The 19,806-nt window shown below is 55.9% G+C and carries 16 protein-coding genes; 14 read left to right on the top strand and 2 right to left on the bottom strand.

Features of this window, described 5'->3' with window-relative positions; translation table 11 throughout:
• The 8 genes from Q0L48_RS13155 to Q0L48_RS13120 all read left to right on the top strand — a co-directional run bounded on the left by Q0L48_RS13155 (position 1) and on the right by Q0L48_RS13120 (position 9,076).
• Positions 1-1,548 carry a hypothetical protein gene (locus Q0L48_RS13155; protein WP_296721680.1) on the top strand — a complete coding sequence of 516 codons (1,548 nt, stop codon included), beginning with the start codon at positions 1-3 and terminating at the stop codon, positions 1,546-1,548.
• An 82-nt stretch (positions 1,549-1,630) separates the two neighbouring features.
• Positions 1,631-2,755, top strand: a complete 1,125-nt coding sequence (locus Q0L48_RS13150) for a capsule biosynthesis protein (protein ID WP_296721678.1) — start codon at positions 1,631-1,633, stop codon at positions 2,753-2,755.
• Positions 2,756-2,758: 3 nt separating this feature from the next.
• Positions 2,759-3,541, top strand: coding sequence for an ABC transporter permease (locus tag Q0L48_RS13145; protein ID WP_296721676.1), 783 nt, complete (start codon positions 2,759-2,761; stop codon positions 3,539-3,541).
• Positions 3,538-4,185, top strand: coding sequence for an ABC transporter ATP-binding protein (locus tag Q0L48_RS13140; protein ID WP_296721891.1), 648 nt, complete (start codon positions 3,538-3,540; stop codon positions 4,183-4,185). The genes Q0L48_RS13145 and Q0L48_RS13140 overlap by 4 nt, the downstream gene beginning before the upstream one ends.
• Before the next feature lie 169 nt (positions 4,186-4,354).
• Complete coding sequence (locus tag Q0L48_RS13135; RefSeq protein ID WP_296721674.1) at positions 4,355-6,127, top strand: beta-galactosidase; 1,773 nt, start codon at positions 4,355-4,357, stop codon at positions 6,125-6,127.
• A 77-nt stretch (positions 6,128-6,204) separates the two neighbouring features.
• Positions 6,205-6,447: a hypothetical protein gene (locus Q0L48_RS13130; RefSeq protein WP_296721672.1), complete on the top strand. Its 243-nt coding sequence runs from the start codon at positions 6,205-6,207 to the stop codon at positions 6,445-6,447.
• Between the two features lie 474 nt (positions 6,448-6,921).
• Positions 6,922-8,106, top strand: a complete 1,185-nt coding sequence (locus tag Q0L48_RS13125; protein WP_296721670.1) for a glycosyltransferase family 4 protein — start codon at positions 6,922-6,924, stop codon at positions 8,104-8,106.
• Between the two features lie 31 nt (positions 8,107-8,137).
• Positions 8,138-9,076 carry an NAD-dependent epimerase/dehydratase family protein gene (locus Q0L48_RS13120; RefSeq protein WP_296721668.1) on the top strand — a complete coding sequence of 313 codons (939 nt, stop codon included), beginning with the start codon at positions 8,138-8,140 and terminating at the stop codon, positions 9,074-9,076.
• Between the two features lie 36 nt (positions 9,077-9,112).
• Here the strand turns inward: Q0L48_RS13120 and Q0L48_RS13115 are convergent, their stop codons facing one another.
• Together Q0L48_RS13115 and Q0L48_RS13110 are read right to left on the bottom strand one after the other, a co-directional pair.
• A complete protein-coding gene (locus tag Q0L48_RS13115; RefSeq protein WP_296721666.1) occupies positions 9,113-11,491 on the bottom strand; it encodes a glycosyltransferase family 2 protein in 2,379 nt (792 codons plus the stop codon).
• 47 nt (positions 11,492-11,538) lie between these two features.
• On the bottom strand, positions 11,539-13,497 hold the full coding sequence (locus Q0L48_RS13110; RefSeq protein ID WP_296721665.1) for a hypothetical protein: 1,959 nt from the start codon (positions 13,495-13,497) through the stop codon (positions 11,539-11,541).
• A 65-nt stretch (positions 13,498-13,562) separates the two neighbouring features.
• On the opposite strand from Q0L48_RS13110, the gene Q0L48_RS13105 reads away from it, so the two are divergent.
• From Q0L48_RS13105 to Q0L48_RS13080, 6 genes are all read left to right on the top strand, one after another.
• The gene (locus Q0L48_RS13105; protein WP_296721663.1) at positions 13,563-15,272 is read left to right on the top strand and encodes a glycosyltransferase family 2 protein; all 1,710 of its coding nucleotides are present in this window, start codon (positions 13,563-13,565) and stop codon (positions 15,270-15,272) included.
• 1 nt (position 15,273) lies between these two features.
• Positions 15,274-16,071, top strand: coding sequence for a DUF5672 family protein (locus tag Q0L48_RS13100; RefSeq protein WP_296721662.1), 798 nt, complete (start codon positions 15,274-15,276; stop codon positions 16,069-16,071).
• Positions 16,068-17,045, top strand: a complete 978-nt coding sequence (locus Q0L48_RS13095) for a phytanoyl-CoA dioxygenase family protein (protein WP_296721660.1) — start codon at positions 16,068-16,070, stop codon at positions 17,043-17,045. The genes Q0L48_RS13100 and Q0L48_RS13095 overlap by 4 nt, the downstream gene beginning before the upstream one ends.
• An 81-nt stretch (positions 17,046-17,126) precedes the next feature.
• The gene (locus Q0L48_RS13090) at positions 17,127-18,287 is read left to right on the top strand and encodes a polysaccharide biosynthesis/export family protein (RefSeq protein WP_296721659.1); all 1,161 of its coding nucleotides are present in this window, start codon (positions 17,127-17,129) and stop codon (positions 18,285-18,287) included.
• Positions 18,288-18,298: 11 nt separating this feature from the next.
• Positions 18,299-19,489, top strand: coding sequence for a glycosyltransferase family 4 protein (locus Q0L48_RS16695; RefSeq protein ID WP_367274044.1), 1,191 nt, complete (start codon positions 18,299-18,301; stop codon positions 19,487-19,489).
• Between the two features lie 175 nt (positions 19,490-19,664).
• A partial coding sequence (locus Q0L48_RS13080; protein WP_296721890.1) for a sugar phosphate nucleotidyltransferase occupies positions 19,665-19,806 on the top strand: 142 nt, incomplete at its 3' end.

Below are 19,806 nucleotides of genomic sequence, written 5' to 3'. Positions count from 1 at the left end.
ATGAGACCCACCCCGATCCTGTCCATCCCGCCGTTTCCGGGCGCGCGCGCACCGCGTTTCGCATCGCCCGGCGGCAGTGGAGCCGGCGATCCGACGGCGCTGCTTGCTGCCTTGGCGAGCCACCGGGTCGGCGGGTGCTATTGGGGCTCCCGCCTGTCTGAGCAGCCAAAGGGGGCAGTTCTTGACGGAACGAAGAGGCCTCTGGCGGAAGCCTTCGCGTGGCCTGAAGGGCACGACCCCTGGTCGATTCTCGAGGCAGCGCAGGCCGCCCGTCTCCCGGATGGCGATCCGCGCGCGCTGATAGCGGTTGCGGCAGGCGTGTCGGTGATCCTCGTTGCGGATGATGGGAGCGAGCGAGAGGCCGGAGAGGGCGACACGGAATGTCTTCTCGAAGCGCATCTCACCGGCTGGCAGTGGCACAATCCCTTCGATGGCAGCACAATCGCGCCGCTCGATGCCATCGTCCTGTGCGGCATGTGGCGCGCCCTTATCGATGCCAACCGCTGCATCCATTCGGTGATGGGGATTGCTTACTGGAAAAAGCCGACAGTCTCGGCGCTACTCTGGGCGGGCGCTCCAGTGCCCTATGGTCGCGGGCTTGCAGACCTGCCGCCAGGCGCAGGCGTGGCGCTGTGGCGGACCCGGATCTCCGCCGCACAGGCCCGCGCGCTTGCGGAGGTCTCGCCTCCAGTGATCGAGATCGAAGACGGCTTCATCCGCTCAGCCGGCCTGGGGGCAGATTGCGTTCCGCCCCTGTCGATCATCGTCGACGAGCATGGGCCGCACTTCGATCCCGGCGCACGGAGCGGGCTTGAACACCTGCTGCAAGACGGAGACTTCCCGCCCGAGCTCCTTACCCGCGCGCGCGCGCTGCGCGCGGCGATTATCGCCGGCGGCCTTTCCAAATACGAAAAGGGCAGCGGCGAGCCGCTGCTGCGTCCCGGCGGAGCGCGCCGCCATGTGCTGGTCCCGGGGCAGGTGGAGGATGATCGCGCTGTCACCAGCGGCGGCGCGCTTTCTTCCAACCTCGAACTGCTGCGCCGCGCGCGGGTCGAGGCCGGGGCCGATGCCTACGTGATCTACAAACCGCATCCCGACGTGCTGGCGGGTCACCGCCGCGGGTTGATCCCAGAACGCGAGATGGTCGCGCTCGCCGACCGGGTCGAAACCAGCGCGCCGATGGCGGCGCTGATCGACATGGTCGACGAATTGCACGTCAACAGCTCGCTCGCCGGGTTCGAGGCGCTGATGCGCGGCAAGCAGGTAACCGTTTTTGGGGTGCCGTTCTACGCTGGCTGGGGCCTGACGGTCGATCGCGGCCCTGTGCCCGCCCGCCGCACGGCGCGGCGCACGCTCGACGAACTGGTTGCGGCCGCGCTACTGCTTTACCCGCGCTACCTTGACCCATTGACAGGGCTCCCCTGTCCGGCAGAGGCGTTGGTCTCCCGTCTGTCTGAGGGAGCGCCAAGTTTGAGCGCCGCGGCATCGGCAATTGTCATTGCGCGGCGTACAGCCGGACGGATTAACCAAATTCTGCGACCCCAATGAACCCCGCTCGCTTCAACGCTCAATGCGACTTTGAGACGAGTTTTTGCTGGTGTTGGCTGGCTCGCCGACGCATAGGGCGGCCATGAATTTTCTCCGCAATCTGTCAGCTAAAGCACGCCGCAATCCATGGTTTCTTCTCGGCGTGATCCTACCGGTGCTGCTCAGCGCCATCTATTTTTTTGCAATTGCGTCTAGCCAGTTCGTCTCCGAATCGCGCTTTGCAATCAAGGCGCCCAACCAGCGCGGCGCGCAGGTGTCCTCCTTTGCCAATCTTATCCAAACCACCGGCCTCTCCGGTGGTCAGGAACAATCCAATCAGGTCATCGACTTCGTCCGCTCGCGCTCCGCACTGAGCGCACTTGCAACGGACCTTTCGGTTCGCAAGATCTATGGCGCAGAAGACGTCGACATGCTCTCGCGATTCCCCCTCCCCTGGCAGGAAAACGCATTCGAGGATCTGTTCGACTACTATCGCGACAAAATCCAGATCAGCCGGGACGCCGACACTGGGCTGATTGTCCTGCGCACGATCGCCTTCGAGCCGGCTGAGGCCGCAGCGATCAACGAGAAGTTGTTGCAGCAAAGCGAACAGCTGGTCAACGAACTCAACGAGAATGCACGGACCAATGCGATCGAGGAGGCAGAGAGCCGAGTCGTGGAGGCCGAAGTCCGTGTCGCCGCGGCGCGTGCTGCGATTGCTCAGTACCGCAACACCGCGTCGGTCGTAGACCCATTGGAGGAAGCCACCGGCGTAGCCGAGATCGTGAACCGCATCATTGCGGAAAGGGCTTCGCTTGAAGCGCAGCTATCCACCCTGCGGAGTGTGACGCCCGACCATCCCTCAATTCCGGCTCTGCGCGAACAGATCGCATCGCTCACCCGTGAGATTGAACGCCAAACCGCACGGGTTGTTGGCAGCGGCAATACGATCAGCTCCAAGCTGCCATTTTACGATGCGTTGGTGCTGGAGCAGGAACTGGCTTCAGAACTGCTTGTGCTTGCTCAAACGACGCTCGAGGGGGCGAGGACCGACGCGCTCAAGCAGCAATTCTACCTCGAGCGGGTCGTCGATCCGAATGTGCCCGACCAACCTGAATACCCCAAGGCGTTCCGAACGGTTCTGACGATCTTTGGGTTTGCGCTGTGCCTGTATTTTATAGTCTGGATGTTCGTGGTGGGGATCCTCGAACACGCGCCTGAGGATTGATCAGTGAGTGTGTTGCTCCAAAGCTGGGCTATCCAAGTGCGGGTCATCAAGGCCTTGATGCTACGTGAACTTTCAACCCGCTTCGGTCGTGAAAACATTGGCTTCCTCTGGGTGATGGCGGAGCCGCTCTTGTTTGCCGTGCTTGTGGGAATTCTTTGGAGATCGATGAAGGGCCCTTTTGAATTCGGGGTCGACATAATCGCTTTCGTCGTCACGGGTTATATCCCGCTAGTGCTGTTTCGTAGCTCGTTGTCGCGGGCAATGAACAGCTTCACCGCCAACGGCAGCCTTATGTATCATCGTCAGATCAAGGTTCTTGATCTGCTTCTGGTTCGTTTCCTCATTGAACTAGTGGGGCACATGATGGCGTATCTCTTTATCGCCGTCGTTTTGGGCGCTCTTGGAAACTTTCCGTGGCCCTATGATTTTGGATTTCTCCTTCTGGGCTGGGCGTACTATTCGCTATTTTCCTTTGCGGTCTGTCTGGTCGTGGCGCCGCTGAGCGAAGCGAGTGAAGTTCTAGAAAAGTTTCTGCCAGTTACTGCCTATCTGATGGTCCCATTTTCGGGTGCATTTTTTGTTGTGTCATCGCTCTCCCCCGAAGCAGCGGCCATTGTCCTCTACTCTCCGCCGGTTCATGGCATGGAAATGATGCGGTATGGGGTCTTCGGTCCTTCGATCGATCCGCAATATGACTACCTCTATCCCTTACAGTTCAGCCTGCCCTGTATGGTGCTGGGGTTGCTTCTGTGTCGAACGATCCGGCGCCGGCTTGTCATCGAATGATAGCCTGCCAAAACATCCGAAAAAGCTATCGTACCGGCCATGGTCGGCGCGAGGTGCTCAAGGGTATCAGCCTCACTGTCCGCAAAGGAGAGCGAGTGGCTTTGCTGGGCCGCAACGGTGCCGGTAAATCGACCCTGATCAAGCAAATCGGAGGCGTTGAACTCCCTGACAGCGGAAAGATCGTCAGAAAGATGACGTGTAGCTGGCCTATCGGGTTTAACGGGGGCTTCCAAGGTAGTTTAACCGGCTTTGATAATGCGCGTTTCATTGCCCGTATATACGGCCGATCGTACGCTGAAATGCGTGGATTCGTCGAAGATTTTACCGAGCTGGGCGGTGCACTGAAGCAGCCGGTCAAGACATACTCTTCGGGTATGCGCGCCCGTTTGGCCTTCGCACTTTCGCTTGCCATCGAATTTGACTGCTATTTGATCGATGAAGTGATATTGGTTGGCGATCAGAACTTCCAGCGCAAATGCCACCATGAGCTTTTTGAAAAGCGGTCTGATCGAGCGATGATTATCGCGAGCCATGATATGAATACAATACTCGGAACGTGCAATCGCGGTGTGGTAATAAGCGATGGGTTCGCGACCGTCCATGATGATCTATCGGAAGCGGTGGATGCTTATTCCCGTTTGTAAACCCTATCAGCGCTCATGAGGGGATGTGAAAATGGCTCCCGAGAAGATAATGCGTAGTCTACAGGATACGCGAGGTGCATGGCCAAATGGAATAGCCAAGCCGGACAATTCGAAGCTTAGCACTTTTGGCTGTTAGAAGGATCGTGACATTCCCAAAAAGAATCTTGCAGTGAAATCGAAATTTCACGTCACGACCCTTTTGCACCAGTGGGATGTACTTAATCCCGATTTCGATCCGAAAAAGCTACTTAATGCCGGTGTAAATTATGTGACGCTTCCGATTATGTGGAGCAGAGTGGAAAAAGAATACGATGTTTGGGATTGGGATTATTACATCCCCATTATTGAAAAAATCATCGAATCCGGCTTCAAGATCGTAATTATGCTTGATGCCGGTGGGCGGCTTGATTTCGATGATCAGGGAAATCCTCTTATTGGCACGTGTGTTTTGCCGAATTATGTTATCGCAAATCACGATTTGCTTCAGATGGATTTCGAGGGGAATGCTTGCCTTCAACTGAATTTTTCGAACAAAGATAGCTTGCACTTCGTATCTCATTTTTACAAAAATGCACTTTCAACGTTGGGCAGCAGATTTAAGGATCATATTTTTGCAATTGCAATAAGCGTTCACAGTGAGTGTGAGGTAAAATATGGCCAGAATAACTATGTGTGGAGAGACTACAGTAAGATAACTAAAGATAAGTTTTATGATGAAACAGGCCTCACGGCGCCGGTGGTAAATTATGGACGCCCTATTGCTGCCAACCCAGGCGAATGCATAGGATATTCTGCTTGGATGCGGTTCAGAGAGAAAGAGATCGTCTCATTTGTCTCACAGTTGTCCGCTTTAATTCGTGCTCACGACTTTCTATCGATGGCCTATTTCGGAGAATTTTTTACATCGCATGATGCGATCAGCCAGGTGTCTGTGATTGGGGAGCTCGCAGGCTGCATCGATTGCGTAGCCATCGACTATAATTTTTATTCGGGTTGGGACGTCGACCCGAATCCTTGGCGAATTCCGCTGATGGCGAATTATTGTCGGACCCTCGGATACAAATTCGTTTTCGGCGGGTATTATGTGGAGCGATGGCGTGACCCGGTCGGGGCGCCGGGTTCGCCAGTTAAAATGGAAATCTGGCCGGTAGTCGCAGAGTCCATCTTGGAAGCGCGGCACAATGACCTCATTGACGGCATTGAGATTGGTGGCTTGGGGAACATGAACCGGGATTTAAGGGCATTATCGACCCCTTTGATGCGTGCTGCGATTGAGGGAAGAATTCCGGCTAACCAGACTGCGAAAAAGTACAGGATTGGAATTTACTGCTCCCATGAGAATTTTGAATGGTTTGTCGGTGAGTGGGACCAGAAACGCAACATACACCAACAGTCCGTCACTGCGAGTTTTGCTCTTCTAGCCCATTCGGGGTCTTTCGAACCCATCATCATTAGCGAAAAGACGTTCGATAAATCACCGTCTGCGATTGCATCACTGGATGCCATTTATATCCCTCATCAGCCGTTTATCACGGATGCAGCATTGAGGCCGTTGCGGCAATTCGCTGAAAGTCGAGCCCTGGTTCAGGATCTTCGTGCGGGCGAATGGGGTGATGACGGACGGTACCGCGGCGACTGGATGCATGACCTATTTGGAATAGGCGGAGTCGTATGGGAAAATGGCGGGGAATTCGTCTCAGGATCGATGCCCGCGAACACAATTTCAGGCCATTCGTCTCATGCGCTGATGAGCGCGGAGGATAAGGCGACAATTCTCGAGCCGAGCCTTCGCGATCCAGACATCGGATTGATCATTAAGACGCAACGAACCATAGCCTTCGGTTATATCCCGGCTATAATTCCCGGCCTCGAAGGTGAGATATGGAAGGACCGGTTTTTGCGAGAAATTGCGATACTTATCGATGAACAGAACCACAATTAAGCGGATGCGGATCCTTTCCGAGGCGTTCGCGCTGAGAGGCCTGCGTTGCCGAGATGTGCCGACGACACAATATCTCTGTGGCGCTGATCGACACTTGCTGGCGCAAGCTGCTCTATGCAGGTGTGGCGCAGGACCGCAAGTCTCCCGAGGGGCGCCCGGCATCTGAGTTTGCTGAAGCCGCGATCGACGAAGAGATAGCGGCGGCCAGTGCCGCCGAACAGCCAGCGATGATGATCGTCCTGCTGCGCGGCGAGTGTCTCAGTATTATCGCCGCGGCCACGCTGGCTTTTGTTGCTGGTGCGCCAAAGGCTTTTCGATGATCCCTTCAGGCCCAAGGGTGTGGATCGCACTCAGCCACGCGGATAAGCGCAAGGGCATGCGTGGTGTCGCCCTGCTGGTGCAGTACAGACTCAAGCGTAACCCGTCTGGCGGTGACCCTTGACGATCAGGTTGGCGCTGCCGCCCATGCGGTGATGCTGCTCAACAGGTTGATCGAAACGGACAAGGCAAATCAGCACGCTATTTGCCGGTTCACGAGGCTTGCGGAGAACTGCGCGCTTCGAGTAAGCAGACTGATAATGCTTGACGACCTGCCAGACCGAGGATGGCCTTCGACCCCGGTTGACTTGGAGCAAATGAAGATATCTTGCTTGGCTGCAAGCTGATGCGGACGTGCTGTTCTCGCGCAACTTGCTAATCTGGGGAAGAGAAAATGCGAACTAGATGAAAATTTTCGCACGTTAAACACAGAATAATCAACAACTGCGGTGCAAACATCGTAGCAGTAAGCAGCATTGTTATTCAATTTTGGCAATCGCCAGCATCTTAATTTTTGCAGATACAAGGTTACTGATTTGGCAAATGGCGTTGTTGAGTTTTGGGACTTTGTTCTCCGGGAACCATTCGGTAGGAATGTATCTCATTTGTGGGAGAGCGAACAAATCACCTTAAACTGGTTTGTCCCTCCGCTGTCAAAACACTCTGGAGGACATATAAATTTATTCCGTTTCATGCTCGGACTAGAGCAGCGTGGCTTTCAAATCCGAGTCGTCATAGCTAACGACGCGATGGTCAATCCTTGCGTTGCGACAAACGTAGAATTACTACAAAATATCAACGATTGGTATGGCCCCTTTAATGGTGGGGTCTACCATGACAACGATGATATACCGCCATGTCATTTCGCGTTCGCCACGGGATGGCAATCGGCCTACGCCGTAAAGGCATTTCGGGGAGCCTTGTACCGCTATTACTTCGTTCAGGACTTCGAACCTTACTTTTATCCGGTCAGTTCTGAATATGTTTTCGCAGAGGACACCTATCGATTCGGTTTCACCGGAATAACCGCCGGGGGTTGGCTGGCTGATAAGTTGCGGACCGAATACGGAATGCGAACCCACGCCGTCGGCTTTTCTTACGATCGCAATCTGTATACTCCAAGGGCCCGCAATTCGGAATTACGGCATCTCTTTTGCTATGTCAGGCCGGATACTCCTCGGCGCGCCTGGGACCTGACAGCACTCACCCTTGCCGAGTTTCACAAAAAACGCCCGGATGTCGGCTTGGTGCTGGCGGGCGGCAGCATAGATATCGCCGCTCTCCCGTTTCCCGCTTTTGCCCCTGGTGCAGTAGCGCAGACAGAGCTGCCCGATCTCTATTCCCAGTGCGATGTGGCCCTCGTGCCCTCGCTGACTAATCTCTCGTTGCTTCCGCTAGAGCTGATGGCATGTGGTGTGCCCGTCGTCTCGAACAGCGGGCCCAACGTGGAGTGGCTACTCAACGCAGGTAATGCGAGCGTGATGCCTGCAAATCCGCGTGACTTGTCTGACGAACTGGTCCGAATCCTCGATCTGCCGCCAGTCGAGTATGGCGCTCTTCGCTCGCGGTCGATGGCCTTTGCTGCCAGTACGGATTGGGAGCGTGAGTGCGACAAGGTTGCGGACATTCTTAACGTGGCCGTTGGGCGCATGACGGCCTGAATTTAATTTATACATCTGGGAATTGGTGAACATGGACGGTGTTTTGGTAATCGGCGCGGCAGGCTTTATCGGTCGCAACGTCGTTCAGCGTCTGCTGTCCGTTAATCGACACGTTACAGCCATGGATATCAAGCCGTTGGCACCAGGGACCTTTCACGGTGAAAAGTGGCTTTCATGGGCAGCGGGCCCGGCAGACGATCGATCTGCTTTGGCTGCATCCCTCAAGAACTGCGAAAATGTCATCTACCTCGTTTCCGGCAGCCTTCCGGCTACGGCCAATGCTCACCTTGCGCACGAGGTTCAACATCATGTGGCTGAAACCCTGGCTGTTGCTGAATTTTGCGAACAACACGGTATGAAATCGTTTGTCTTCTCGTCATCAGGCGGGACCGTTTACGGGCTCGACAGTGAAGAACCCATCCCTGAAACTGCCCCGACAAGCCCTCGGAACGCATATGGAGTTTCCAAGCTCGCGATAGAGCATTATCTGCGCTTGATCACTGAAATCCGATCGATGCGAACAATATCGCTCCGCATCTCCAATCCCTACGGAATTGGACAAGTCGCCAAGCGAGCTCAAGGCTTCGTGGCAGCTGCTATGAACGCCGCATGGTCTGGCGAGACCCTATCGATATGGGGCGATGGCTCAGTCATTCGCGATTATCTCTTTGTCAGCGATGTCGCCGACGCGATCTCAATGGCCCTTGACTACGATGGCGCGGAATCCGTGATGAATATCGGAAGCGGGAAGGGCTATACACAAACGGAAATTATTGCCGGAATAGAACAGATCAGTAAGCGCAAGATCAAGGTGGACTATACTCCTTCTCGAAAAATCGACGTACGGTCCAATGTCTTGTCGATTGAACGAGCTGCTATCGAATTAGGCTGGCATCCGCAGACGAGCCTTCCGGAGGGACTCGCAAAGACATGGGCCTGGTGGGAGGCTGGAGAAGCGACTATGGTGTGATCGATTATCAACGCAACTCGCTCTAATGCTTCTGCTTTAGCCTTGTGTGGTTCTGAGTCGATCACGCGTCTTGTAGGTTTCATGCAACAAACGCACCTGTCCTTGGTACCGAGCGAAGAGCGACTCTCGGTCCAACAACATTTGTTCATCTGTAACCGAAGGTTCAACGCGGTGAGCCGCCGCAAATGCTTGTCTCTGTTCCTGCAAGTATAGCAGAGAAGCGTTCACCTCCGCGTCGGAACCTTCAAAGCTGTAATTAAAATAGCGGAGCCAAAAATCCCCTTCGATAGCTGAAACTTTGCGCTGTTGCTCGGCATTCAGGTTGTGAGAATGATAAACTACGGCATCATTTGCAAATGCTTTCTGATATCCTTGCTTAACGACTTCCCACGCCCATACCTGATCTTCGCCCCAATCGATGTCTGGGTAGGGGATCTTTTCCCAAACTGAGCGGCGCATGCATGAATTATTATCGGAATAATAATGCAGCCAGTTTTGCCAAGCCACCGAACCGAAACTTATAGGTTCGCCATGATCGTTTGCCCATTCCGCTAAATGGGGCAAGCGATCGAAGTGTTCGAAGTGCCCCTTAATCCCGCTTGATACAAACGGTGTCGCCTCCGGGTAGGCTTCATGTCCGCCGAACACGCCTGCCACACGGTCACCCGCGTTAAAGGCCTTCACCAGGTTTGCGAGCCAAGAGCTGTTGGCAGGGGTCGCATCTTGAGTTAGAACAGCCACGAATTCTGCATTGGTCAGGGAGATCGCGAGGTTGCGGGTTCTACCATGCTGGAACTGCGAATTTGGAATCGTATGGAGGCGCACGCCGCGCGTTTCATAAGACCTTACGATCTCAACCGTCTCATCAGTTGATCCGCTGTCTATCACGAGGACATCGAAGGACCACGGAGTGCGCTGGGTTGCGATCGCCTCTAGCACATCTCGAAATAGAGCGCCTCCATTCCAAGTGGGAATTATAACGGCAGCTTTGTGCTCATAGTCTGAAGTGGCCATAGCGCTGGCGATGGTCACGGGGACACTTTTCGCCGAAAGCCCAGTCCGCAAAATACCTTCAGTCGCTTGCGCTGCTGCGCGGGCGGATACGACGCCATTTTGGCTTGCTTGCTTGAGAGGCTGAAACTCAACCAAGTTTGCACAAATCGATTCTGCAATTGCGACGGACAGCCCGCTGGCCGGCGGGGAGTTTCCGCCAGCACCACAGATTTCATTCCGTGGCAGGCCGACACTATGAAGTCCGCAAGCATACATTTCTGATTGGGTTGTGCAATCAAGTCCGGCCGCTAACGATAAGCCAACCTGGCAAACTCTAAAGAGCTCCGCGCGGTCGCTCGGGCCAATCGGCCCATGGTCGCGATAGGCCTTTAACCGAAGTTCACCGATGTCTGGCTGGCCAAATAGATGAGCAGTGAATGACACTCCGCGTTCGGTGAGAAGATTCAAAACGTCGAACGTCAGGTCTGTTGCGACGTCAGGGGTCGCGCCGCTGCCGAGATCAACAGCGATTTGCAGCGTTTTATCCCGTCCATGGCAAGCACGATCCGTCGCCGGGTAGAATATGCGTTCATCCACAAAGAGCGGCAAGCTACCCATCCAATCTACCGCTGGGGTAGGAGAGGACGCGAGTAGCGGACTTAATCCGAACGCCATGAAGTCCAAAGTTTCGGCATAAGCTGCCAATGTGGCTGCAGTAACACTTGTCCTGCCTTCGTCGAGCCGCTGCACAAGCCGGAACCGGGCTTTGAACAACGGCATTGCTGCTGCCGGAAAACATGACGCCCAGTCCGTGGCAATCACCGCATCCCCGGAAATACCAAGAACATGATCCGGAAGCCGGCGTACAATGGTGTGCGGAACCGACATACCCTCCGCGGCTAAGGCTTGTTTGAATGCGCTCTCACCTGTTTGATCACACGGAGGCTGGATCCATACCCACTGCTTGTGCCCCAGTTGTTCCAGTTCGCGGACCAAGGCGAACACTTGAGCCTGTCGCGCGTTCAACGGGAGTTCGCCAGACACGATCCAGTGCAGATTCATCGCATTGGGGTTAAAGGACTGGAACAGAGGCTTAAGCGGCAAAGATGGCTGCCGAGCAATCCGAACGCCGTTTCTGGCCCAGCGTTCCGGGTCATTTGGCATAGATTTCAGGTCATCTTCAGTCGGGCCTACCGTGTCAGAGGGAGGCGTCGAAAGCATGGCAGAAATTTGCGGCTCATCTTGCTCGGATAAGAAGCCTTTGCCGCCATTGGGTTTACGGCCAAGCCGCTTCCCAATCCACTCATAATGATCAGATGGATCCATACCGACCTGAGCAACGTCCGGATAAGTGATGGCATACCAGACCGGATCAAAATCTTCTGATGCCGTTACACTGGCTGATTTCTGGTCCAAAATCATGATTCGCAACATATCCAATAATCACAAGGAAACTGAGTTCCGGCGCCTCAGAGCGGATTTCGGCGGTCTTCATCCATTCCGTGCAGAATATAATGTCTGATGGGATCCATTCCGTTCGCGGCAACATCGGGATAAAGCTTGAGGTACTTTTCTGCATTGAAAAGACCCTTGCGCATATAACGGGCATGCTCACGTTTGCGGCGCCAGGAGGATGGCATAAGCATCCACCAGCGCGGGAAACCTGCTGATACAGCATTCACGCGCCGTAACCACTGTGCATTCAGCTTGGACTGATCAGACTCAGTTGCCGTATCACGCAACATTTTTGTCAATGATGCGATCTCTGCAAAACGAGCAGCCAATTGGCGTTCGGCAGCACCTCGAGCGGCTTCGGCGGCACCGAGATCTTGATCCCGTTGCTGCAATAGCGCGGTCAGTCGATTTTGCAATTGAGCATCCGGCTTGCCCGAGAGCTGTGTCAATTGGTCTTCGGATTCGTGCAATGTTTGCCCTGAGCGTACTTTCTCCGCCAAGTCCTGGGCAACCTGCTTTGACGCCTCTTCGAGGCGGGTCTCCAAAGCCCTGATCTTGCCATCGGCAGCGATAATGCGTCGCTCCAATTGGGAGCGTAGATCGCGTTCCTTTTCGCATTCCAGCTCGGCCCGTATGCGGATTTGCTCAAGCTGGTTGTACTGGTCGAGGAATTGGGCAAGTTCCTCCTGACGCTGAACAATTGCACTTTGCGTGGCGGATAACTGCCCTGCCAATTGGGCATTGCGCAACTGCTGCTCATGCAGATCGTGCAAAGCTTTTGCGAGCCGTTTTTCCGCTTCCGTATCCGTCGCCGAGAGCGCGGCAATTTCGTTATTCAGCTTGTCGATCTCGGATTGCAAGAACTGCGTATGATTGGTCTTGGCATCGATCTGTGACGTTAGTTCGCTCTCGCGTTGCGCTGCGGCACCACGCACGTCCTCGGCGGCCTCCGCGGAAAGCCGTAGTGCTTCAGTTTTGCTCTCGTTCTCTTCACGAAGCGCCTGTAATTCGCTCCGCAACCGACTGGCTGACCCGGCTTCACCTGTCATTTCCGGCGTCAGCAGGAGCATAGCAAACGCACTGTAGGCGCGGTCCAATTCGCATCGCACCTCATCCAGAGCCGCGTAATCGGCCGCGTCTTCCCCCTGTTCACTCCATGTCTGCATGATCTGGAAGGTCTGGCGCAACCATGGCGAGTAGCTCGGATCCTCAATCACTATGGCCGGATCAGAGACCTGGTGACGATGCGAATGCGATAGAAACTGGCTGATCTCCGCGTGCACCCTCGGTGTATTGCGTGGTAAAACGACAGAAAGCGCGCTCTTGATTTTCGCGACCACGCTCTGCCAATTGCCGATCAGTTGATCGTAGCGGCAAACGACCCGCGTTTGGCCGCGCGTAAAGAATTCTGCGTCGAGGACATATCGCAGCCACAACAGCTCGCCATAGCCGGTCGCCATGAGATCGCGCGCCTCGAGCGAAGCCGCCACTTCGTCCGGGTTGCGCAACATCAACAGCACGAGGGGCTCTACCTCCGCGGCGACGGCAGCCTCGAGCCAAACGTCGGCAAGACGACAAATGCGAGGATCTTTGATCGCAAATAATGGACCGAGCTCAGCATGATCCGCTACAATGTTGCGGGCGCGTTTCACCATTTGGCCGCGAATTGCGGAATTCCGCCAATCTGTGTTGATCGGCCCCCAATCGTCGTAACTCGAGCCGGCAGATGCCAGCATTTCGTCGTTAAGCGATAGCGCCTCGGCTGATTCCCAGTGCCCGGTCTCATTGCCCTCGCCGCTGCCGAGCAACTGATCGGAAAGGGCGCAGCCGAGGAGATTAAGAACGCGTGTGCACGCGCTCGTTCCACTGCGGTGCATACCAAGAACGAAAATGCCTTGGTTCTTTGTATTGATAATTGACGAGGGCTGTCCCGTCGCAGGGACGATTTTGCCAATTTGGCGAGTGTTGTTCATCATTCCGATCTAGCTTATGGCTTTTGCGATTGTCCACAAAGAGTTGGCTGGCAGGAGTTGATTGCATGATCGATCCTCTCCTCAGATGCCAAGGCGGCTTCGTTAGGGTAGATCTTGGTCAGGCTGCAGGTTTGCGTCAACACTCCTCCGATCAGTTGCACGGGAAGATACCAGTGAGCGCGTCCGGCATCCGTAAGATTGCAGACGCGTGGCTCACGCTGCGCGTTCATCTGGAAGCGTTTCGCGCAGCACCGGGTCCATACCTGACCGCGATGAAATGGTGGATCTTGCGTAAGCGCGTAAGAGCCCGGGGCCAGTTGGCGCCCCTGCTTGGCCGAACTTCACTAGCCTATGAGTGGTGGGTCTTGCGAGAGGACGCCAAGGCTCGTCCCGCCAGCCCTCCGCAAGAGCCCCCGATAATTGGTTTGATATATGGCACCGCGAGTTTCGCCCATGCCGCGGAGACTTTAGCCTCACTCAAAGCGGAAAATATCACATCATTCGTGGTTGATTCCAATAACCAGAACGCGCTCAGGCAGGTAGTTACGGCGATCGATTGGTCCGCATCGCCGTGGCTCCTTCCAATTGCTGCAGGCGACTGCATTGCACCCGGTGCTGCGCGTGCCTATCGCGCGGCGATCGCGGAAGATGACCGGAGTGCATATTTCGCCGATGATGACCTGCTCGATGGCCTGGGCCGCCGAACGGATCCTCACTTTAAGCCAAACTGGAATCCCGAACTGCATGCGCATTTTGATTATTTGACAGGTGCGTGCATCGTGAAAGGAAATCGCCCCATACTCGCTGCCCTCGCAGATGAAAAAGATTGGGCACCGTTTCTGATCGGGCAAGCTACCGCGGACGGGGCGAAACACCTTCCATTGGTCCTGCACCACCGCCGAGGGCGCCCTACACCCTGCGTGCCAGCGGCAATTGCATCCCGAAGTTCTTCTTTGCCTGACCTCTCAGTCATCATTCCAACCCGCAACCAAGTGGACTTGCTGCGGATTTGTCTCGAAGGCCTTTACACCGTGAACTATCCAGCAATCGAGATCATTATCGTCGATAACGACAGCGACGAACCCGCGACGCTGCAATTCCTTGCCGAACTCGCCAAGCGCGGGGTCAAGGTCCTGCGCCATGCTGGCGAGTTCAACTACTCGGCAATCAACAATCGCGCCGTTGCTGAAGCGAGTGGTGAACTGGTGTGCCTGCTCAACAATGATATCGAAATGCTTTCGGCCGACTGGCTCGCAAGCATGGCCGCCCAAGCACTGCGCGACGATGTCGGCGCTGTCGGGGCCCAGCTACTCTATCCTGATGGACGGATTCAGCACGCCGGCGTGGTGATCGGGGTGGGCAACGCCGCAGGTCATGCGCATCGCTTGCTCGATCCCGGGTCGCAAGGCTATTTCTGCCGCCACAGTCTGCCGCAATTCGTCTCGGCAGTGACTGCGGCGTGCCTAGTGGTCCGGCGTGACCGCTTCTTGGCAGTCGGCGGTCTCGACGAAGACAACTTCCCGGTAGCCTTCAATGATGTCGATCTGTGCCTCAAGCTCAATCAGCGCGGATGGCAATCATTTTACGAGCCACGCGCCGTACTGATCCATCATGAATCTGTTTCGCGTGGACATGATGTCGATCCAATTGGCGCTGCGCGCTTTGCCGGAGAATTGGCAGCGCTTAAGCGTATCTGGAAAACCGATGAGATTGTGGACCCCTACCATCACCCTCACCTCAGTCGTGCTTCCGAGCAATTTGCCGTGGCACTTTGATATGAGCGGAACTAACGATAAGCGACGCCTCGCTCTTCCAGAGGTCACACTTGTCGCGGCCACATCGGTCAATGTCTCGGCAACTATCGCCGCAATGGAGGCGAGCATGGCCGAGGTTGCGTTCGGGGCATGTCTGCTGCTTACCGACACCCGTCCCGATCCGTTACCGCAAGGCATCGACCTGGTACTCATTCCTCCCCTTATCTCGGCTGACGCCTATTCAGACTTCATTCTCCGCAATCTTGGCGACTACATCGCGACAATCCACTGCCTTGTGATCCAGTGGGATGGCCACGTAATCGACGCCGGCCGGTGGATGCCCGAATTCCTCGATTACGACTATGTCGGTGCAAGCTGGCCGCAATTCAGCGATGGCCATGATGTCGGAAATGGCGGCTTTTCGCTCCGGAGCCGTGCCTTGCTAGAAGCGATCAGGAATCGAGGTTTCAAACCTTCTCACCCAGAGGATTTGGCAATCGGCCGCCACAATCGCGATTGGCTCGAGGCGCAAGGTTTGAGGTTTGCGCCGCGAGAGTTGGCCGACACCTTTGCGGCGGAGCGCGCGGGTAATCCGGCTACCAGTTTCGGCTATCACGGTGTCTGGCAGATGCCGGGCATATTAGGCCGCCAAAAGTTCTGGCAAATCTATCTCAGTCTCGACGAACGGGGCAGTATTCGCCATGACTTCTATAGTTTGTTGAGGCAGGTGGCCCGCGGAAAAGGTGGTGCAAAGCGTGCCTTGCACTTCATTCGCAACCGAATTGATGATGCAAAGCGCGAAAGGAGTGTTGTTGCGTGAAGAACCCCTTGCCGGGCCTCCCGTTGATCGAATCGCCGCTGTTTCCCGTCCTTCTGCCCGAATTGGGGTTGAACGCGGAAGAGGTGCGCATCGGGCTGGAGCTGCATGAGCGCGGATATGCGGTGTTCGACTTTCCTGATCAGGATCTGGTTGCACGGATCGAGCGCATCCAGGCGAGCCTCGGTCCACGTTTCGGCGTGGACTTCGCTGACCCGGCGAGCGATAAAACTGCAGGCGACCGGCGCATTCAAGATGCCTGGGAGTTCGATGTTGACGTTCGGGCGATAGCATCAAATTCGGGGGTGCTTGAGCTTCTTAGCAAGCTCTATGGCCGAGGGGCCTTTCCATTTCAGACACTCAATTTCCCTGTTGGAACGCAGCAAGGCGCCCACACAGATATTGTGCACTTTTCCAGTCAGCCCGAAAAATTCATGTGCGGTGTATGGCTGGCAATGGAGGACATTGTGGCCGAGGCTGGGCCACTGTTCTACTTCCCCGGATCGCACAGGTGGCCCGTAATGAGCAATGCGCTCGTTGGTCGCAAAGGCTTCGGAGGGACACTCGCCTCGGCGCAAGACCCGTTTGAAGCGGCTTGGGCCGCGATAGGAAGGGCGAAAGGAGCAACTGCTGAAACATTTATGGCGCGCAAAGGTCAGGCGCTTATCTGGTGTGCTAATCTCTTACATGGCGGCAGCCCACAAACCGACCCGCGGCTGACTCGCTGGTCGCAGGTGACGCATTACTACTTCGATGACTGTATTTATTACACCCCGGCTTTCTCTGATGAGGCAATCGGCGCGCTGGATTGGCGCCACATTACCGCCATCAGCGATGGCCAGCGAAGACCAAATCTCTACCATGGCGAGCCTGTGGCCGATCTAATGACGAGGTTGCGGGGCAAGCCAGCGTCTGATCCAGAAGGCGGTTGGTCGGTCAGGCGAATGGTGCAGCGGATGCTGTCACGCAGGCGCTGATCCACACCTCGTACATATTGCGTCAACCCTGCAAGAGGCTATAGACGCTCAACCCGTGCCCTTTGCCCCAGGATCGATTTTGTGAATTTTGCCAATGCATTCGCTTTGAGTCTCCAGCGCAATCTGGCCTTGATGGCGATTGCTGCTGCTGCGACCTTGGCGGGTTGTTCGACGATCCCGTCGAGCGGCCCGACCGGCGGTCAGATAGTTTCGCAAATCGAAAACGAACTAGGTGCCCTGCCGATCAAATTGGTGGAAGTCAGATCAGTGGGCGATCTTCCGACTGCTATAAGCCTGGGGGCGGTGTTCAGCGAGGATTACACGCCGCCTGCCCCTACCGAATTGGTCGGCCCAGGCGACGTCCTCAGTATTGCCATTTACGAAACGGGAATTGGTCTGTTCGGGGGCGGGGCTGCTGTTGGAGGGGCGGATCAAGTGTTCGATCCTTCTTCGCGCGCAGAACGCTTCCCGGCAATGCGCGTAGACGACGACGGCACAATCAATTTGCCGTTTGTTGGCGACATAATGGTTGCAGGTCGGACCACGAACGATATCGAACGGCTCCTTCGCAACGCCTTGCGTCGCAAATCGCAGAACCCGCAGGTGCTGGTCTCCATAGCCGAAGGGCTCACGAATTCGGTCATCATCGGCGGCGACGTCCGCCAGCCTGGGCGATTGGTGCTTCCGACAAATCGCGAATCTCTTTCGGATGTGATAGCGCTTTCTGGTGGTAATACCGGTGAGATCAAGGATATGCTTGTGCGGGTTCAGCGCGGTGAAACGTTCAGCGAATTCCGGCTAAGCGACATTATGGCGAACCCGGGTCAAGACATCCGTATCTTCCCAGCGGATCGCATTCAGCTAGTACGTGCGCCGCAAAGCTTTTCCGTTCTTGGTGCGGCTGGGCGCAATGACCAGATCGCCTTCCCCGGCCCTCGCCTTTCGCTGATTGAGGCGGTTGCGGTTGCCGGTGGCTCCAACCCGAACTCGGGCGATCCCCGGGCAATTTTCCTGTTCCGCTTCGTGGAAGACCTAGACGGTAAGGACACACCCACTGTGTATCATTTCAATATGATGCAGGCGAGCTCCTATCTTCTTGCCCAGCGCTTCGCCATCAAAGACAAGGACGTGCTGTATATCGGCAATGCAGAGGCAAACCAGCCAACCAAGCTTGTGCAAATCGTCAGCCAGTTATTCTTCCCGCTGGTGACCCTTGAGGGCGTCATCAATCGGCCGAACTGAATTGCTGAACAGTGCTAGCCCGCGATAACGACGCTCCGCTGCTGCTCGATATATCCCGCCTGATCTGGCGACGCTGGAGCGGCACTCGTGCGACAGGCATTGACCGCATTTGCCTTGCTTGGCTGGAGCATTATAGTGCGCAGGCGCAAGCGGTCGTTACTCACCGCCACGGTCAAGCAATCCTTCCCTTCAGCACGTCGCAAGCCCTATTTAAGCTGCTTTCGCGTCCGGGTCGTGCGGGAGGCGACGCAATACATTTCCGGGCCGCACTTGCGGCACTGGCGATTCGCCGCTCGGGACATCTGCGCGATCGCCTCGAGGGGCGAGGCCGGTTCTGGCTAAATCCCGGACACACTGGGCTTGATTCACCAAGTGTAGTACCTTGGGTTCGGCGGCGTCATGTGCGGCCCATCCACCTTGTCCATGACCTGATCCCGATTACACACCCTCGTTATTGTCGTGAAGGTGAAGGCGAGCGCCACCGACGCCGGATGCGCACTGTGCTCGACACTGCGTGCGGTATCGTCGCAAATAGCGGCCATACTCTCGGCACCCTAGCCGAATACGCCGCAGCGGCAAACCGCATCATGCCTCCGGCAGCGGTTGCTTGGCCGGGCACGCCAATTCTGCCTCCCGTCTCGGCGCGACCCGAGGACGAGCCTACCTTTGTCATTCTTGGAACGATCGAGGGCCGCAAGAACCATGCCTTGCTTTTATCCGTATGGCAACAGCTTATTTGGGCAAGAGGGGCGGGAGCGGCACCCCACCTCGTCATTGTTGGCCGCCGTGGATGGCAGGCTGATGAGGTATTTGCGCGACTGGACCGATATGAATTCGCGGGTCGCGTGACTGAGGTCGGGCCGCTCGACGACCGGCGCCTTGCAAACATTCTTTCCGGATCGCGAGCATTGCTGTTTCCAAGTTTTGCTGAAGGTTACGGCATTCCCTTGGTAGAGGCCCTTGCCGCTGGGGTGCCTGTAATCGCGAGCGATTTGCCCGTTTTTCGGGAAATTGGTCAAGGTGTTCCTGATCTGCTGCCGGTCGACGATGTTGCGGCATGGTGTGACGCTGTCAGTGACTACTCTCAGCAGCCCAGCTCTCGCCGAGATGCGCAGTTGTTTCGGATGAAAGAATTTCGGGTTCCAGATTGGCGCGACCATTTCGGCACTGTCGATGCGCTCATGGATGTGCTTGGCCGGTAGCGGCGCCGCACGGATGCAGCGCAAGTGCTTGTTTTCAGAGAAACCAAGTGTCCTTCCCAATAGGAGACGGTGGGGCCTGCAGTTTCGCTAGATATCCGAACGTAGCTCCTTGACGCGACATTGGTTCAATGCCAGCGGGCTGGCCAGCAAGATTGGGATTGAATTAACAGTGAGCATTTTAGCAGCTGAAGAAGCAAGGAAAGGCATCATCCTTGCCGGAGGATCGGGCACGCGTCTTTATCCCCTAACGCGCGGCGTTTCTAAGCAGCTGATGCCTGTCTTCGACAAGCCGATGATCTACTACCCGCTCAGCACGC

The organism is Erythrobacter sp. (assembly GCF_024305245.1).
In the GTDB taxonomy this organism is placed as follows: Bacteria; Pseudomonadota; Alphaproteobacteria; order Sphingomonadales; family Sphingomonadaceae; genus Erythrobacter.
Note: the sequence above shows the minus strand (reverse complement) of the source record. Positions and strands in the feature narration are given on the sequence as shown.

What these genes read in the sequence shown, in the direction of transcription:
- Q0L48_RS13155 (WP_296721680.1), top strand. Translation starts at nt 1, where the DNA reads ATGAGACCCACCCCGATCCTGTCCATCCCGCCGTTTCCGGGCGCGCGC.
- Q0L48_RS13150 (WP_296721678.1), top strand. Translation starts at nt 1,631, where the DNA reads ATGAATTTTCTCCGCAATCTGTCAGCTAAAGCACGCCGCAATCCATGG.
- Q0L48_RS13140 (WP_296721891.1), top strand. Translation starts at nt 3,538, where the DNA reads ATGATAGCCTGCCAAAACATCCGAAAAAGCTATCGTACCGGCCATGGT.
- Q0L48_RS13120 (WP_296721668.1), top strand. Translation starts at nt 8,138, where the DNA reads ATGGACGGTGTTTTGGTAATCGGCGCGGCAGGCTTTATCGGTCGCAAC.
- Q0L48_RS13115 (WP_296721666.1), bottom strand. Translation starts at nt 11,491, where the DNA reads ATGATTTTGGACCAGAAATCAGCCAGTGTAACGGCATCAGAAGATTTT.
- Q0L48_RS13110 (WP_296721665.1), bottom strand. Translation starts at nt 13,497, where the DNA reads ATGAACAACACTCGCCAAATTGGCAAAATCGTCCCTGCGACGGGACAG.
- Q0L48_RS13105 (WP_296721663.1), top strand. Translation starts at nt 13,563, where the DNA reads ATGATCGATCCTCTCCTCAGATGCCAAGGCGGCTTCGTTAGGGTAGAT.
- Q0L48_RS13100 (WP_296721662.1), top strand. Translation starts at nt 15,274, where the DNA reads ATGAGCGGAACTAACGATAAGCGACGCCTCGCTCTTCCAGAGGTCACA.